Source organism: Pseudomonas sp. BP11-1-1 (assembly GCF_052112105.1).
Lineage (GTDB): Bacteria > Pseudomonadota > Gammaproteobacteria > Pseudomonadales > Pseudomonadaceae > Aquipseudomonas > Aquipseudomonas alvandae.
The window spans coordinates 288,892-303,761 of sequence record NZ_JAUTYU010000001.1 but is presented as its reverse complement, the minus strand read 5'-3'; the positions used below and the strand labels follow the sequence as shown (position 1 = coordinate 303,761).

The following is a 14,870-nucleotide window of genomic DNA, read 5'->3' as shown; positions in this document are numbered from 1 at the left end:
ATGGGTAACGTGATCAAGGCGGATGAGAGCTTGGTGGTAAACGGTGAGTTCGAGGACGGCCTGAAGGGATGGAACAAACGTGGGAGCGGGCTCGGTACCGAATCCGACATGTACAACAGCGTTTACATTCGGCTTCTGGCGGCCAGCCATGGCGCTTCTGTCAACCAGACAATAAGTGCTCCGAAGACGCCGAGTGATAAAGCCCGCTATGTAATCTCTTTCCTGTATGAGTTGTGGCATACCCGAGCGGGCGAGGTGTTGCTGGAAGTCGAAGGACAAGAAGGAAAACAGCCGATTGAGTTGTTGCCAACCAAATTGCGCGGTACGCCGGAAGAACAGGTAAGGCTGAAGAAAGAGGGGCCGCTGGAGTTCAACCCGACGGAGTGCGAAGTCCCGCTGGAGCTACTCTTTACTGATAGGGACACGCTGAAGGTCACCGTACTCAGCCCTCCAAACGACCCTGGAGACGAGTATTCCAAGCTTCGTATCACGCGCATCAGTCTTCAGTTGCACTTGGAGCCTGCCGCCATGGAAGGGCTCCTGCTCGACGAACAACCCATCGGGCCAACGGACCCTTTATATGTATGCCTTGGGGCAGAGGGTGCCTTGGCGCATCGACTCGAGTTCGTGGCTGAGCCCGACAGTGTCTGGCTGGGCACAAAGGCGGCGTTGACCATTGTCGATAACCCATTGGAGGCGATTGTCACGACGCCGGATTGGGGCGTGGATCAACCAGTGGAATCACCTTGGTTACTCGAATGCCCGTTGATCGGCGATGAAGATTATGTGTTCTCGATGAAGTTGGTTAACCAGTACACCGCAGAACCTTATCCCCTGCAGGTTTCGCTCGGGCATCATCGGCTGGCGTTTCTCCAGGTGCATGAAGCGCCCTATTACCCGGTGCTGGAGTACGAACAGAGCGTGCGCGTGGGGGTTCAGGTCGCCTCGTATTACACCAACCAGCCTATGAGCGGGCGTACGGTTACGTGGACGGTTACGGATGGGCGGGTAAAAAAGGTGGCCACTACCGACGCCCAGGGTTGGGCCTATCTCGACTATGAGCCGTCCCTGGCCGGTCAGTTCCAGATAGAGGCGTCAGTCGAAAGCCTCTATTACGCGGCAGGTGTCGTGACGCAAATCCTGGAGGTCCGGGTTCTTGAAACAGACCCCTGGAAAGACGTGATGGCGGTCGTCGAGGGGGCGCAGGCACGGTGGGAGGAGAAAACCGGATATCCCAATCGAGGTTCGGATTACGCCGTGGAGCTGGGGCTGCCATTGGACAGTCCGCTGCTGGAGACGGAACTGTCATTGCATTGGAGCGGTGATTCTCCGGAACAACTGGGGGTGACGGTTGCCCCGGCGCTTGACTTCGGGGTCCCGGTGACCGGCACCGGGCTCACCTGGACCCTGACAAGTGCGGACGATCTGGACGGCCGGTTCGACCTGGACCTGGTCTGCTCGAAGCTGTTGCGCCCTTCGCCGAAAAAAGCCATGTCACTGGCTCGCAACCTGGTCAGGATCGGCGACGTGCGAGGGGCCAACAAGTTTCCGATCGTGGACGAAAACGAAAGCGTGTTGCTAAGGGTGCAGGTGGTGCACGTCGTCATCGCCGGTGATGGGGACCCGGTCGTCAATGCGTTGGTGGAATGGCGGTCTGAGGAAGGACTGATCTTTGCCGGTCCCACGGGGAATGATGGGTGGGCGAGCGTGCTTTATCAGCCGAGCAGTGACGGGGACAAAACCATTACTGTCAGCGTCAAGGCCCATGCCGATGCCATCGCGGTGGAACACGTATTCAACGTGAAGGCCATTGCGACCAGCCCCTGGAAGAACGAAGTCAAGATCTTCCTGAATGGGGTGGAAGTCCAACGCAATACCCTAGGTTTGCTTTGCCGGCGTGGTCAAACCCATCCGCTGAAAGTCGTGCCGAATGACGGCAGCAGTTGGATTGATAAAAATATCAGCTTGCATTGGCGCGGGGCCGCGCCGGATATCGGGTTGGTGCCGAGTGATCTTGGCATTGCCAAGCCGCTGCTGGGAGGTGGTGCGGAGTGGAGCTTGGCGTCCGCTTCAAGCAGTATCAGCAGCCTGTTCGAGCTGGAGCTACGTCTTGAAAGTCTCTCCATCGCCAGGGAATTGTCTGGACGATTGGTGTCGGAGGACCTGGCGGAAGAAGTCAATCTGAGGCTTGATCAGGTCGTCGCGGAGCTGGATGAGCAGTCGCTGTTTCCCTGCTTGGGCGCACGGCACCGTTTCAGTGTGTTGCCCAACGCATTGAGTCCGTTGGTGGGGCTGGAGTCGAGACTGGTTTGGTCCGGAACGCCTGCCGCAGACTTGGATGCAACCATTGAACCCGCCTTGGCCGTTGCGCAACCCGTCACTGACGGCGGCGTGATCTGGATGCTCGACTTTACCGCCAGCGAGCAATCGGGACAGTTTGCCTTGGCGTGGACGATGCCACAGTTGGACTTCGTCTCGACCGCCAAACCGATGAAACTGGCGCACAACAAAGTCCGGATTGAAGACTGGCGTGATACACCAATCGATCCTGTGGTTGGCCAGGATTCTGCGTGGCTATGGGTGCAGGTTTTTTCTCATTTCACCGACCTCGCTGTCGATCAGGTGCCTGTGAATTGGACGGCAGGGGGAGGTGCGGAAGAGGAAATCACCGATGCCACGGGCTGGTGTGGATTTGCGCTGGCACCGTCCAACAGTGATGCGCTTGAAGTGACGGCATCGGTCCTCAGCCCTTATGACGGCTTCGAGGATAAGCGTGCCCTGCAGGTCACCCCACTGGCTGATGATCCCTGGTCGGGACTGACCGTTCAATTTGACGAGCAGCCGCCGCAGCGTTGGGGCGAAAAGACGTATTTTCCCCGTCGCAATGGCACCCACCACTTGAAGTTGCAAGCCCCGGAAACAAGCCCCTTGCTCGATCATGAGGTGACACTGGGGCTGACCGGTACCGGGCCCGTTGCGTTGGGCCTGGGCTTTTCGCCGCCCGCGCTTGGCGTGCCGAAAAAACTGACTCGGGAGGGTTTGAGTTACACCTTTAAGGTGAACGACATCAAAGACGGCAGTTTTGCCTTGCGTTTATCGGCAACGAGACTGGCGAACCTCTCCCCGGCCAATGCGATGTCCGTTGGAGAGGGCGCACAGGTGCTGAACCTTGTCTTGAGCAGCAGTACCCACCGGATCCTGGATTGGGGAAGTGAGCTTTACACCGAGGTCAAATTGCTTTCGGCAATCACTGGTAAGCCAATGCAAGGGTGGACCGTGACTTGGCGCAGCCCTGATCTTGGCGAAGTGACCTCGGTGACCAACTATTACGGGGTGGCGAGCGTGCGCTTTGTTCCTGCCACGCCGGGCGAGGCTCGACTGACAGCGACGGTGGGCGAAAAGGAATATTCAAAAACAGTGGAGTTGTCGTACGCCTTGAACGAGCCGCGGGAAATCGCGTCACTCACCAGCCCCAAGCCAAGTGGTCATCTGGGGGAGCAGGTTTCAGCGGTCGTTACCGTTGTGTCGGCCTTGACTGGCGAGCCTTTGCAGGGCGTCGAGGTGATGTGGGATTACCCCACCCTCACGCTTGCTCCGACGAGTACGGATGGTGAAGGGCAGGCACATGTGGAGTTCAGGTTGCCTGGGGTGAGACGAGGGCTTTTGGGGGCTACCGTGCGGGGTGGGTATGCTGGATGGGAGGTCAAACTTCTGGAGTTTGAACTGCTGCCTAATGAGTTGACTTGGCAACAGGACTTCAAACCTAACTTCACAGGTAGTCCCGCAGGGTGGTCCGACGTTAGGTTGAGGGTCTTCGCAGGAAAGGTTTACACGTTGAAGCTGGATTACAGCGACAGCTGGTTGATCGGTGACCCAGATGCCCAGCTTCTTCTTGAATATAAGCCGGGCGAAGAGGCGCAGGGGGTGGTCGTCGACCCGCCGCTGGGCCAGCTTGTTGCGATGGAGGAAGGGACTACTTCCTTGAGTTGGACGCTGACGACCGACCCCGACTACACGCCAGACCATGCTTTTGCGTTGCAGTTCGACATGCCTTTGATCAGCGAAATGCCAAAGTCGCCACCTTTGCCTGGGATTATCCGGGATGAAAATAGCTGGCTGGAGGAATTCACGTTCTACTTGAATGGCGAGGAGTTTGAGCTGGCTTATAGGGACCTGCACCTGGTGGATGGAACCGATTATACCTGGGAGTTGAGAGTCAAGGAGGGCAGCAGCCTGATCGGCACGACCACTGTTGCTTTGGGGGCGTCGGCAGGAAATCCTAATGTGGAATTCGCTCCGCCATTGTTCCAACCACAACCGGTGACGATGACGACCCCCTTGATTTGGTCCATATCGACCAAGGAATCGAATTACGGAACATTCATGGTGGAGTTACGCTGCCCAGATCTGCCCGTGCGGGAGATTTCTACAGAGGTGAAACCCTAGGCCTCACCCCTACAAATCCCCCGCCTTCTTCCACCCCAGATACAACGTCACCAGCTCGGCCCCCAACTCCCCGGGCCGAGCTTGCAGCAGCGTTATCCCATGGGCGCTCAGTCGCTCATGCAACGCGGCCCGCGCATTCAAATATTCCACCGTCCCGCAATAAGCCAGCGCCTCGGGCAGGGCTTGCACTGGCGCCTGGCGCAAGCGGTCGAGGGCTTCTTCGCGCAGGCTCGCCACCAGCACCCGATGCCGCTGGCCCAGGCGTTTTACGGTGACCAGCAGTTCTTCATCGTCCTCATCCCGCAGGTTGGTCACCAGCACCACCAGGGCGCGGCGTTTTTGCCGGGCCAGCAGTTGCGTGACGGCGGCGGGGTAGTCGGCGGGGTGTTGGCTGCTGTCGAGGTCGTAGACGGTGTTGAGCAATACGTTGAGTTGGCCGGTGCCTTTGACCGGGGCGAGGTAGCGCGGCTGTTCGCTGGCGAAGGTGCTCAGGCCCACGGCATCGCCCTGGCGCAGCGCGGTGTAGCTGAGCAGCAGGCAGGCGTTGAGGGCGTGGTCGAAATGCGCCAGCTCGTCATCCTGGCTGCGCATGCGTCGACCGCAGTCGAGCATGAAGATGATCTGCTGGTCGCGTTCGTCTTCGTACTCGCGGGCGATGGGCATGCGATGGCGGGCGGTGGCTTTCCAGTCGATCTGGCGCAGGCTGTCGCCTTCGCGGAATTCGCGCAGTTGATGAAATTCCTGGCCTTGGCCGCGCCGTTGCCGCTGACGAATGCCGAGCTGGCTGAGCCAGTTGTCCACGGCCAGCAGTTGACCGTCGTAGAGCCGGGCGAAGTCCGGGTAGACGCGGGTGTCATCGGCTGCGGGAAGCAGGCGCTTGGCGGCCCACAGGCCCATTGGGCTCGGGAGGTTGATTTCGCAGTGTTCGAAGCTGAAGTGGCCGCGCTTCAGGGGGCGGACGCGGTAGCCGAGTTGGGTGAGCTGGCCGGGTTGCAGTTGCGCTGAAAGCGGGAGGTGTTCGAAGTCCAGGCCATCGGGCACATGATCGAAGAGCTGGATATTCAATGGCTGGGCCAGATCGTGACTGATTTCCAGGCGTACTTCGCTCCAGCGACCGAGTGCCAGGCTGCCGGGCAGTTGCCGTTGGACGCGGGGCGAGGGCAGGCGGCGCACGCGCACGGCGTCGAGTATCGACAGGGCCAGCAGCGCCAGCAGCAAACCCCAGTGGATCGACAGCAGCGTCGAGGGCACGGCGATGCCCAGCGCTCGCAGGGCTCCCAGGGTGATGCCGACGGCCAGCAGGATCGCGAGCCAGATCAACAGCAGGCGAGAAGGCTTCATGGCTGCAACTCAATGGTAGGGTGACAACCCAGTGTGGCGAGGGGATTTATCCCCGCTGGCCGCGCAGCGGCCCCTTGCGGTGTGTCAGGCAAAACCAGGGGGCTGCTGCGCAGCCCAGCGGGGCGGTGCGACGTTTCGCTAAATCCCCTCGCCATGATGAGCACCAGCATCAGGAATTTTTTGCTCACAACCGTGGCGCCGACACTTGATCGAGCAACTGCCCCAGCACCTGATCCACCGAAAGCCCTTCGATATCCAGCTCCGGCGCCAGCCGCACGCGATGGCGCAGCACGGCCAGGGCGCAGCCCTTGATGTCGTCCGGCACCACGAACTCGCCGCCGCGCAACAACGCCCGGGCGCGGGCGCAACGGACCAGCGCGATCGAGGCGCGGGGGCCGGCTCCGATCGTCAGGCCTGGCCAGGTGCGGGTTGCGCGGGCCAGGCGCACGGCATAATCGAGCACCTGGTCGTCCATCGGCAGGTCGCTGGCGATGCGTTGCAGCGCTTGCACGTCCTTGGCCTGCAACACCGTGCGCAACGGTTGCACATCGAGCATGTCGGCGCGGGTCGAGCGGCTGACCTGGCGCACCATGTTCAGTTCCTGGTCGGCATCGGGGTAGTCCATGCGCACCTTGAGCATGAAACGGTCGAGCTCGGCCTCCGGCAGCGGGTAGGTGCCTTCCTGTTCGATCGGGTTCTGGGTGGCGAGCACCATGAACGGCTGGGAGATCGGCAACGCGCGACCCTCGAGGGTGACCTGGCGCTCCTGCATGGCTTCGAGCAGCGCCGCCTGGGTCTTGGCCGGCGCGCGGTTGATCTCATCGGCCAGCAACAGGTTGGTGAACACCGGGCCCTTGCGCAGCTTGAACTGCTCGGTCTGCAAGTCGTACACCGCGTGGCCGGTGACGTCGCTGGGCATCAGGTCGGGCGTGAACTGGATGCGCGCAAACTCCCCGCCAAAACAGCGGGCCAGGGCGCGCACCAGCAGCGTCTTGCCCAGCCCCGGCACGCCTTCGAGCAGGACATGACCGCCGGCGATCAGCGCCGTGAGCACATCGTCGATCACCGCGACCTGGCCGACCACGGCCTTGTGCAGTTCGGTGCGAATCGCCTGGGCCAGTTGACTGGCGCGCTGGCGTTGCTGGGCGGCGTGGGCCTGGCTGTCTGAGGGTTCGTTCTGTTCAGTCATAAGGCATTCCTGAGGGTTTGCAAAAGGGCGACCTGGCGGCAGAACTCGGCGCTGGACAGGCGTTGTTTCGGTCGAGGGCTGAGGGCCTGGCTGATGGCGCGTGTAGGCTGCCGGGTCAGGCGGGCAAGCACTTGCCATTGTTCGGCGACGACCAGTTGTTCGAAACCGGGATGAAGCTGACGGGCCCGGCGCAGTACGTCTTGCTGCAGGCTGTGCAGCAGGTGTTGCTGGCCGTTGTGGCGCAGTTGAAAAGCGGCGCTGGCTTGCAGGTGTTCCTGCAATTGGCGTCGGGCCTTGGGCGCGGGTTGTTGCAGCGGACCATGGCGTACCGCCGAGCGCCACAGCCACAGCCCGATCAAGGCCAGCAGGGCCACCAATGCCTGGGGGAAGTAGCGCAGCAGCAGGGTCAGCAGGTTGTCATGGTCGGTGTTGAACAGCAGCGTCACGTCCGTGTCGGCGCTCAGGTACCAGAGCAGCCAGGCATTGTCATACTGGTCGATGTGATCGTTTTTCCACAGCTCGGCATCTGTGAGCACGGTGATCGTGCCCTGGCCGTAGTTCAGTTGCATCAGATGGGTCGCGGCCTCGCTGTTGGCCCACGCCTGGGCGAGGTTCAGCGGGTCTTCGAGGTGGAAATCCGTGTCGAAGCCGAGGTAGGCCGGCGCCTCTTCGTCTTCCAGGTACAGTTTGGTCAACTCGGGATAAGGATCCTTGATCAGCTCTGGCTCCGGTGCCTTGAGGTCCTTGCTCAGCAGTTGGCGCAGCCGCACGCGGTCCAGCAGCAGGTCACCGCTGCTGTTTGTGCTGTCGTCCCACAAGGCTTCGGCGACAAACAGCAGTCGGCCGCCGGCGCGGGTCCAGTTCATCACTTGGTCGACGCTCCGTGGCGTCATGTTGCTTCGCTCACCCAACAGCAACAGGGTACGTTGGCGAGGCTCCAGCGTCGGCAGGACGTCCAGGCTGTTGGCGTGCTCGACCTTGATGCCTTGCTGGCGCAAATAATGTTCGGCGGCCAGGTAAGGATTGGCCTGTGCTTCAGGGGCCGGGCCGTGCTCGATGACCTCTTGATACGGCACGGCTTTCATGTACAGGAAGATCGCCAACACGCCACCCAGTGCGGCAACCACGGCGCCGACCAGCCATCCCGCGCGCCGGTTCATTGGGAAGCTCCCGGACCGAACAAGCCACGCCAGCCGTCGCACAGTTCCTGTTGCAGATGGGCCGGTGGTGGACGGTGTCCGTAGGCAATGTTCTGCCAGTGCAGGGTCAGGTTTTTGCTGAAGGCCAACAGCTGTTCCTGCTGGAGTTGCTCTACACGGTGCAGCACCTGGCCTTCGGTGTCGGACGGTTTCAATGGGATGCCGAACCCATGGTGCAAGCGGCTGAGCAGGGCCCGATAGAGCAGGCCCAACGCCTCTCGGGGAGCGCTGGACCACAATTGTTCGGCGCTGGACGCGACATCGTCCGGCAGGCTTTCTTCGCGGATATCCAGGCCGAACATCCGTGCTGGCGTCGGCCGCTCCATCACCTGGCCCTTCGCCGGCCGGCGGTTCACCAGGGCGTTGAGCCTTTCCCGATAACGCCAGGCCAGCCAGGCGACCGCACCCACCAGGGCGGCCCAGAGCAATACCTGGATCAGCGCAGCGATGGTTTCGAAGCGTTTGGCACCCCAGTTGAACATCGATTTGAGCCAACCCGGGGCTTCGTCGGTCTCGGCCGGCTCCGGGGCTTCTTCGCCAAAGCGATAGCGCGTCACGGTTTCCGGGTTCTTGAAGGGCGGGGCGTCGAGGATGGCCTTGATGCTTTCGCGAGAGGCTTGGCTGGTGACGGGTTGGTTGAGCAGGCGAGGGCTGTCGGGTGCGGTGCCGTCTTCGGCGGCCCAGGCGGGTGGCGCCAGCGGCAGCAGCATCAACGCCGCCAGCATCAGCAGCGGGGCGACCGCACTCAGGCGCTGGCGCAGGCGGCGGAACACCAGTTCGATGTCCCAGGCTTCGAGAATCGTGCGTCGATTCAAGTAGAGGCTGAAGCCGCAGGCGACGTAGATCGGCTCCCAGACAATCAGCAGCAACGGATAGAGGAAATTGAGCAGGTGTTCGAGCCACAGCCAGTCATGCTCGGCAACGGCGACCAAGGTCTGCCAGTCCCATTCCAGTTCGACTTGTTGCGGCACGAACAGGTAGAACAAGGCCATCAGGCCAAACCACAAGGCTGTTTCCAGATGCACGCCAATGATGGTCAGCCACTGCGCCGCGCCGCCGTTGCGTTGCAGCAACACGCCCAAGCGTTGTTCCCGTGCTTCCCCGGCGAGCCCTTCGAGTTGCACGACGGGCATCAGGAAGCTTCGGCTCAGGCTCAGCCGGCGCCAGGTCAGGCTCGCCAGCAGCTGCGGCTTGAGCAGCGCCGGCCATTGGCGCAAGGCCTGTTTCAAGGTGGGGGTCTCGCCAAACAACGCCTTGGACACGATGTACAGGGGCAGGCGGTCAAACGCTGGTTTCAGCCACCAGAACAGAAACACTACCAGGGACGGTGAATCCCACAGCAGCAGGCTCAGCAACGCATACACCGGCAGTGTGACGATGGCCCAACTGGTCATCAGCAGCCGTCGATGCTGCTGGGCCATCAGGACACCGAGGTCCATGGCTTCCCACGTGGTGCGCGGTCGGATGGTTACGGTGACGTCACTCAGGCGCATGCTGGCCTCGCCCGGCAAACAGCAGGTAGCCCAGCACCAACAGCCACAACAACGTACCGACGGTGTATTTGGTGGCGGTGGTCACTGCGCTGGAAGACCAATAGGCCTCGATGAACGCGGCGATGAGCAGGAAGAGGATCACGCCACCGATCATCAGCACGCTCTTACCGGCGGCGAGTCGCAAGGCTTCGCCTCGGGTGAGGCGTCCCGGCGCGATGAGTGACCAGCCCAGTTGCAGGCCCGCGGCGCCGGCCAGGGTAATGGCGGTGAGTTCGAAGGCGCCGTGGCCGATCACGAATGACCAGAACGTCCCGCCCGAGCCGATCTGGGTCAGGTGCCCGGCCACCGCGCCAATGGTCAGGCCGTTGAAGAACAGGAAGAACGCGCTGCCCAGGCCAAACAGCAAGCCGCTGGCGAAGGTCTGAAAAGCGATGCCGATGTTGTGCATGATGTAATAGCCGAACATGACCCAGTCTTCGCTGGCGGCCCGCTCGATCGAGCGTCCCAGATGCCCGGCCGCCGGGTCGTACATGCTACGGATCTGGCTGATCTCCTCGACGCCCAGCAGGCTGTAGACCAGCTCCGGAAACAGGTAGACCAACAGTCCGATGGCGGCCAGGCTGCCCAGGAACATCAGGCCGGCCGCGAGTACGAATCGCCATTGTTCGCGGACCAGGCGCGGGAAGCCTGCAAGGATGAACGCCGACAAGCTCGCCGTTGGCCGACTGCGGTCGCGGTAGAGCTGTTGGTGGCCGCGCAGCGCCAGTTGTTGCAAGGTGTCCACCAGCAAGCTGCTGTAGCCTCGCGCCTGGGCCAGCGCCAGATGATGGCAAAGCCGTCGATAGACGTGGGGAAAATCGCTGCTCTGGGCAACGTTGCTGTTGCGCTCCAACTGGTCGAGCAGGCGGGACAGGTGTTCCCATTCCCCATGGTGGCGACTTTCGAAAAGGCTTTGCTTCATGTCGGCCCCAGCAGGCCGCGGGCAATGCCATTCAGTTCAGCCACGGCGCCGGTGGGGTGCACCTTCAGCGGGACGGCCAGGATTGTTGCCAGTTCAGTGACCCGTGCTTCGGAAAGTTCGCCCTGGCGTTCGGCAAAACCCAGCACGGCGCGCTGTTCGGCCAGGCCCAGGGCAAAAGGCGAACGCAACGCTCGGGCCGATGGCAATTCGGGGCGCTTGACCGGTTGCTCGCGATAGACCACCAACGTGCCGGCCGCCAGGTCGCCGAGGCGTTTGAAGGTTGGATGTTGCAGGCAACTGATCGCGCCGAAGGCGTAGCCAAAGGGCAGCATGTCGACGAAACGCAGCAGGTTGCGGATCAACGAGGCGGACCAGCCGATCGGCCTGCCGTCGTCCTGCACCACGCGCAATCCCATCATTTGCTTGCCCGGCGAGCGGCCCTGGTTGAACAGTTCGAACAGCACCATGTACCACCAGCTGATAACGAACAGCAGGATCGATCCCAGGCCGATGCCCAGTTCGCCGAAAAACGCCAGGACGAAAAACAGCAACCCCAGCACCAGCCCGCGTATGCCCAGGTCGATGGCGAAGGCCAGCGCACGGGGCATCAGCCCCGCCGGGCGCAGTGGCAGGTCGATGCCTTCGGGCGTTTCGACCTGGTAGCGCGTGTCCAGTGGTGGCGGCAGCGGCGCGTTCCTTTGCAGTGCTGGTGTCTCGAGCATGGGCAACCTGTGATGGGCCGTTCGAACGTTCGATCTCGGCCCAGATGCTAGCAGTCTTCGTGCGGGCGCACGATACAACTGTTTGTGTCATTTCATGCGCTGCAACAGGATCGCTGGCGGAAACGGTGGCGGCTGTCGGGTTCGAACGCCTAGACTTCGCCAGTCTTCAGCTCAGGAACCTACCGTGACTTCCATCTTCTGGTACGACTACGAGACCACCGGCATCAATCCGCGGTGCGACCGCCCCTTGCAAGTAGCGGGGATCCGTACCGATTTCGAGCTCAACGAAATCGACGCGCCGGTGAACCTCTACTGCCGGCCGAGCGATGACATCCTGCCGCATCCGGCCGCCTGTGCGATCACCGGCATCACGCCGGCGCAACTGGCGGAAAAAGGCTTGAGCGAAGCCGATTTCATGACCCGCGTCCACGCGCAGTTGGCTGCGCCCGGGACCTGTGGCGCGGGTTACAACACCTTGCGCTTCGACGATGAAATGACCCGCTACAGCCTGTATCGGAATTTTTTCGACCCCTATGCCCGGGAATGGCAAGGCGGCAACAGCCGCTGGGACTTGATCGACCTGGTGCGCGCCGCCTATGCCTTGCGCCCCGAGGGCATTGTCTGGCCACAAGAGGATGGCCGCGTCACCCTCAAGCTCGAACGCCTGACCGCGGCCAACGGCATCGACCATGGCCAGGCCCATGATGCGTTGTCGGATGTACGCGCGACGATTGCCCTGGCCCGGTTGATCCGCGAGAAGCAACCGCGGCTCTATGACTGGCTGTTCCAGTTGCGCAGCAAACAGAAGGTGCTGGACCAGATACGCCTGTTGCAGCCGATGGTGCACATCTCCGGGCGTTTCTCGGCGGCGCGAAACTACATCGGCGTGGTGCTGCCGCTGGCCTGGCATCCGAAGAACCGCAACGCCCTGATCGTCTGCGACTTGCACCTGGATCCCCAGGGCTTGCTGGATCATGATGCGCAGATCCTGCGTCAACGGTTGTACACCCGCCGCGAAGAGCTGCTCGACGGTGAGCTGCCGGTGCCCCTCAAACTCATTCACATCAACAAGTGCCCGGTGGTTGCACCGCTGGCTGTCTTGCGCGCCGAGGACCAACTACGGCTGCAGTTGGACATGGAGGGCGTTCAGGAGCGGGCGCTGCGGCTAACTGACGCACAACACGTCTGGCAGGGCAAACTCCAGGCTATTTATGGGCCGGAAGATTTCACCGCCAGCGAAGATCCCGAGCAGCAGTTATATTCGGGATTTCTGGGGGATCGAGATCGTCGTTTATGTGAGCAAGTTCGCATGGCGGATCCGGCTCAATTGGCACAGGGGCACTGGCCTTTTGACGATGAACGACTGCCGGAATTATTGTTTCGATATCGTGCGCGCAACTTCCCGGACACCTTGGATCCAGAAGAACAGGCGCGCTGGAAATTATTTTGCCAGCAACGCCTGTCTTCTCCGGAGTGGGGCGCACCCAATACGTTGAACAGTTTCGATGAGGCAATGGCAGAGTGGATGGGGCTTTCTACATCATTGCAGCAAGAGGTGCTGATCCAGTGGCAAGGCTACAGCCAACAATTACGTAAGCGTTTCAGCCTTTGAATTGCCACGCTGCGATTCACGCCCTGGGGGGGTTAAACGAAGGCATAAAAAAACGCCAGCAAATGGCTGGCGTTTTTTGCTTTGCAGCTCCGCGTAAAGCGCGGCGCCGGCTGGCGAGGCTTAGCCCAGCAGGGTTGCCCAGCCTTCTACCACGTCACCGCCCCACTTGGCTTTCCACTCTTTCAGAGTCTTGTGGTTGCCACCTTTGGTTTCGATGACTTCGCCGTTGTGCGGGTTTTTGTACTGCTTAACTTTGCGAGCGCGTTTGGTGCCAGTAGTTTTTGCAGCGCCACGAGGGGCTTTGGCCGATTTGGCTTCTGGGTCCAGCAGGGCAATGATATCGCGCAGGGACTTGGAGTATTCGCCCATCAGAGTGCGCAGTTTGCCTTCGAATTCCAGTTCTTTTTGCAGTTTGTCGTCTTCGGACAGGTTTTTCAGGCGAGCTTGCAGTTCTTTGATGGCTTCTTCTGTAGCGCGGTATTCGTTGATCAGGGACATGGGGACTACCTTATGTAGGACGCGGGTGACAAGGACACAGTGAGGCAATAGTAATCAGACAGTTTCATCAAGTAAACATTTAACCCGTGTTTATTTAGTTAAATAGTGCAGTGCCACAAAATGGTCGGTGCAATAAGTAACGTGATGTGCGCTCACATCTGTTCACACATATAGCGGTGCCACCGCAGGCCAGGCCATTCCCAGCCTCGGCTGACCGCGGAGAGGGCGCTGGTGTCATCAGTACTGCAGTTTTGCCGCACAGTGGCTAGAATGGCCGCCTTTGCGAAAGTTCTGGAGTTTCCCTAATGCGCACTTTTCGGCTGGTGATCGCTTGCCCGGACCGCGTCGGTATCGTTGCTAAAGTCAGTAACTTTCTGGCGTCCCATAACGGTTGGATCACTGAAGCAAGCCATCATTCGGACAATCAGAGTGGCTGGTTCTTCATGCGCCACGAGATCCGCGCCGACTCGCTGCCCTTCGGCATCGAAGCCTTTCGCGAGGCGTTCGCCCCCATTGCCGAAGAGTTCTCGATGGACTGGCGCATCACCGATACCGCACAGAAGAAACGCGTGGTGCTGATGGCCAGTCGTGAGTCTCACTGCCTGGCTGACTTGCTGCACCGCTGGCACAGCGATGAGCTCGATTGTGACATCGCCTGCGTGATTTCCAACCATGACGACTTGCGCAGCATGGTGGAGTGGCATGGCATCCCGTACTACCACGTGCCGGTCAATCCGCAGGACAAGCAACCGGCGTTCGCCGAAGTCTCGCGCCTGGTCAAGCAGCATGATGCAGAAGTGGTGGTGCTGGCCCGCTACATGCAAATCCTGCCGCCGTCCCTGTGCAGCGAATACGCGCACAAAGTCATCAACATCCACCACAGTTTCCTGCCATCGTTCGTGGGTGCGAAGCCGTATCACCAGGCTTCGATGCGCGGCGTGAAGCTGATCGGCGCGACATGCCACTACGTGACCGAGGAGCTGGACGCCGGCCCGATCATCGAGCAGGACGTGGTACGCGTCAGCCACAGCGACAGCATCGAAGACATGGTGCGATTCGGTCGCGACGTGGAGAAGATGGTGTTGGCGCGCGGCTTGCGTTATCACCTTGAAGACCGCGTGTTGGTGCACGGCAACAAGACCGTCGTGTTCTGATTCAACGCCAAACCCCGTGGCGAGGGAGCAAGCTCCCTCGCCACGATTAGCCTTGAGGAGCAAGTTAAATCATGACCGATCCCTTGGATAAAGCCACCGCCAAAGCTCCGCCCACCGTGGGCGAGGGCTGCCTGAGCCGGTACGATCCCGAAGCGTTGAGCCCTGAAGATGGCACCGAGTTTCCGGATGCCGCAAAGCTCTGGGATGACTTGCACCCGCAACCCCAGGACGACTCCGAACCCAAGCGGTGAACGG

General features: G+C 61.0%; 11 protein-coding genes. 4 read left to right on the top strand and 7 right to left on the bottom strand.

All coding sequences use genetic code 11. The annotated features are described in order from the left end of the window. Nucleotides 1-4,446 (top strand): Ig-like domain-containing protein, encoded by a 4,446-nt coding sequence (locus Q7C33_RS01435; protein ID WP_407682706.1) that lies wholly within the window; start codon nucleotides 1-3, stop codon nucleotides 4,444-4,446. Nucleotides 4,447-4,455: 9 nt separating this feature from the next. Here the strand turns inward: Q7C33_RS01435 and Q7C33_RS01430 are convergent, their stop codons facing one another. From Q7C33_RS01430 to Q7C33_RS01405, 6 genes are all read right to left on the bottom strand, one after another. Continuing rightward, nucleotides 4,456-5,787 (bottom strand): DUF58 domain-containing protein, encoded by a 1,332-nt coding sequence (locus Q7C33_RS01430; protein ID WP_407682705.1) that lies wholly within the window; start codon nucleotides 5,785-5,787, stop codon nucleotides 4,456-4,458. 184 nt (nucleotides 5,788-5,971) lie between these two features. After that, nucleotides 5,972-6,976 (bottom strand): AAA family ATPase, encoded by a 1,005-nt coding sequence (locus Q7C33_RS01425; protein ID WP_198797907.1) that lies wholly within the window; start codon nucleotides 6,974-6,976, stop codon nucleotides 5,972-5,974. Then, a complete protein-coding gene (locus tag Q7C33_RS01420) occupies nucleotides 6,973-8,136 on the bottom strand; it encodes a DUF4350 domain-containing protein (protein WP_407682704.1) in 1,164 nt (387 codons plus the stop codon). The genes Q7C33_RS01425 and Q7C33_RS01420 overlap by 4 nt, the downstream gene beginning before the upstream one ends. Then, the gene (locus Q7C33_RS01415; RefSeq protein ID WP_407682703.1) at nucleotides 8,133-9,668 is read right to left on the bottom strand and encodes a DUF4129 domain-containing protein; all 1,536 of its coding nucleotides are present in this window, start codon (nucleotides 9,666-9,668) and stop codon (nucleotides 8,133-8,135) included. Before Q7C33_RS01415 ends, Q7C33_RS01420 begins: the two co-directional genes overlap by 4 nt. After that, complete coding sequence (locus tag Q7C33_RS01410; RefSeq protein WP_217861367.1) at nucleotides 9,655-10,629, bottom strand: stage II sporulation protein M; 975 nt, start codon at nucleotides 10,627-10,629, stop codon at nucleotides 9,655-9,657. Before Q7C33_RS01410 ends, Q7C33_RS01415 begins: the two co-directional genes overlap by 14 nt. Continuing rightward, nucleotides 10,626-11,351, bottom strand: a complete 726-nt coding sequence (locus Q7C33_RS01405) for an RDD family protein (RefSeq protein ID WP_030140828.1) — start codon at nucleotides 11,349-11,351, stop codon at nucleotides 10,626-10,628. Before Q7C33_RS01405 ends, Q7C33_RS01410 begins: the two co-directional genes overlap by 4 nt. 184 nt (nucleotides 11,352-11,535) lie before the next feature. On the opposite strand from Q7C33_RS01405, the gene sbcB reads away from it, so the two are divergent. Beyond that, nucleotides 11,536-12,963, top strand: coding sequence for an exodeoxyribonuclease I (sbcB, locus tag Q7C33_RS01400; protein ID WP_407682702.1), 1,428 nt, complete (start codon nucleotides 11,536-11,538; stop codon nucleotides 12,961-12,963). 120 nt (nucleotides 12,964-13,083) lie between these two features. On the opposite strand, the gene mvaT is transcribed toward sbcB, so the two are convergent. Then, nucleotides 13,084-13,461 (bottom strand): histone-like nucleoid-structuring protein MvaT, encoded by a 378-nt coding sequence (mvaT, locus tag Q7C33_RS01395; RefSeq protein WP_030140826.1) that lies wholly within the window; start codon nucleotides 13,459-13,461, stop codon nucleotides 13,084-13,086. Nucleotides 13,462-13,766: 305 nt separating this feature from the next. Between mvaT and purU the strand changes: the two genes are divergently transcribed. Next, nucleotides 13,767-14,615, top strand: coding sequence for a formyltetrahydrofolate deformylase (gene purU, locus Q7C33_RS01390; RefSeq protein ID WP_039591673.1), 849 nt, complete (start codon nucleotides 13,767-13,769; stop codon nucleotides 14,613-14,615). A gap of 71 nt (nucleotides 14,616-14,686) precedes the next feature. After that, nucleotides 14,687-14,866, top strand: coding sequence for a hypothetical protein (locus Q7C33_RS01385; RefSeq protein WP_407682701.1), 180 nt, complete (start codon nucleotides 14,687-14,689; stop codon nucleotides 14,864-14,866). Nucleotides 14,867-14,870 lie beyond the last annotated feature (4 nt).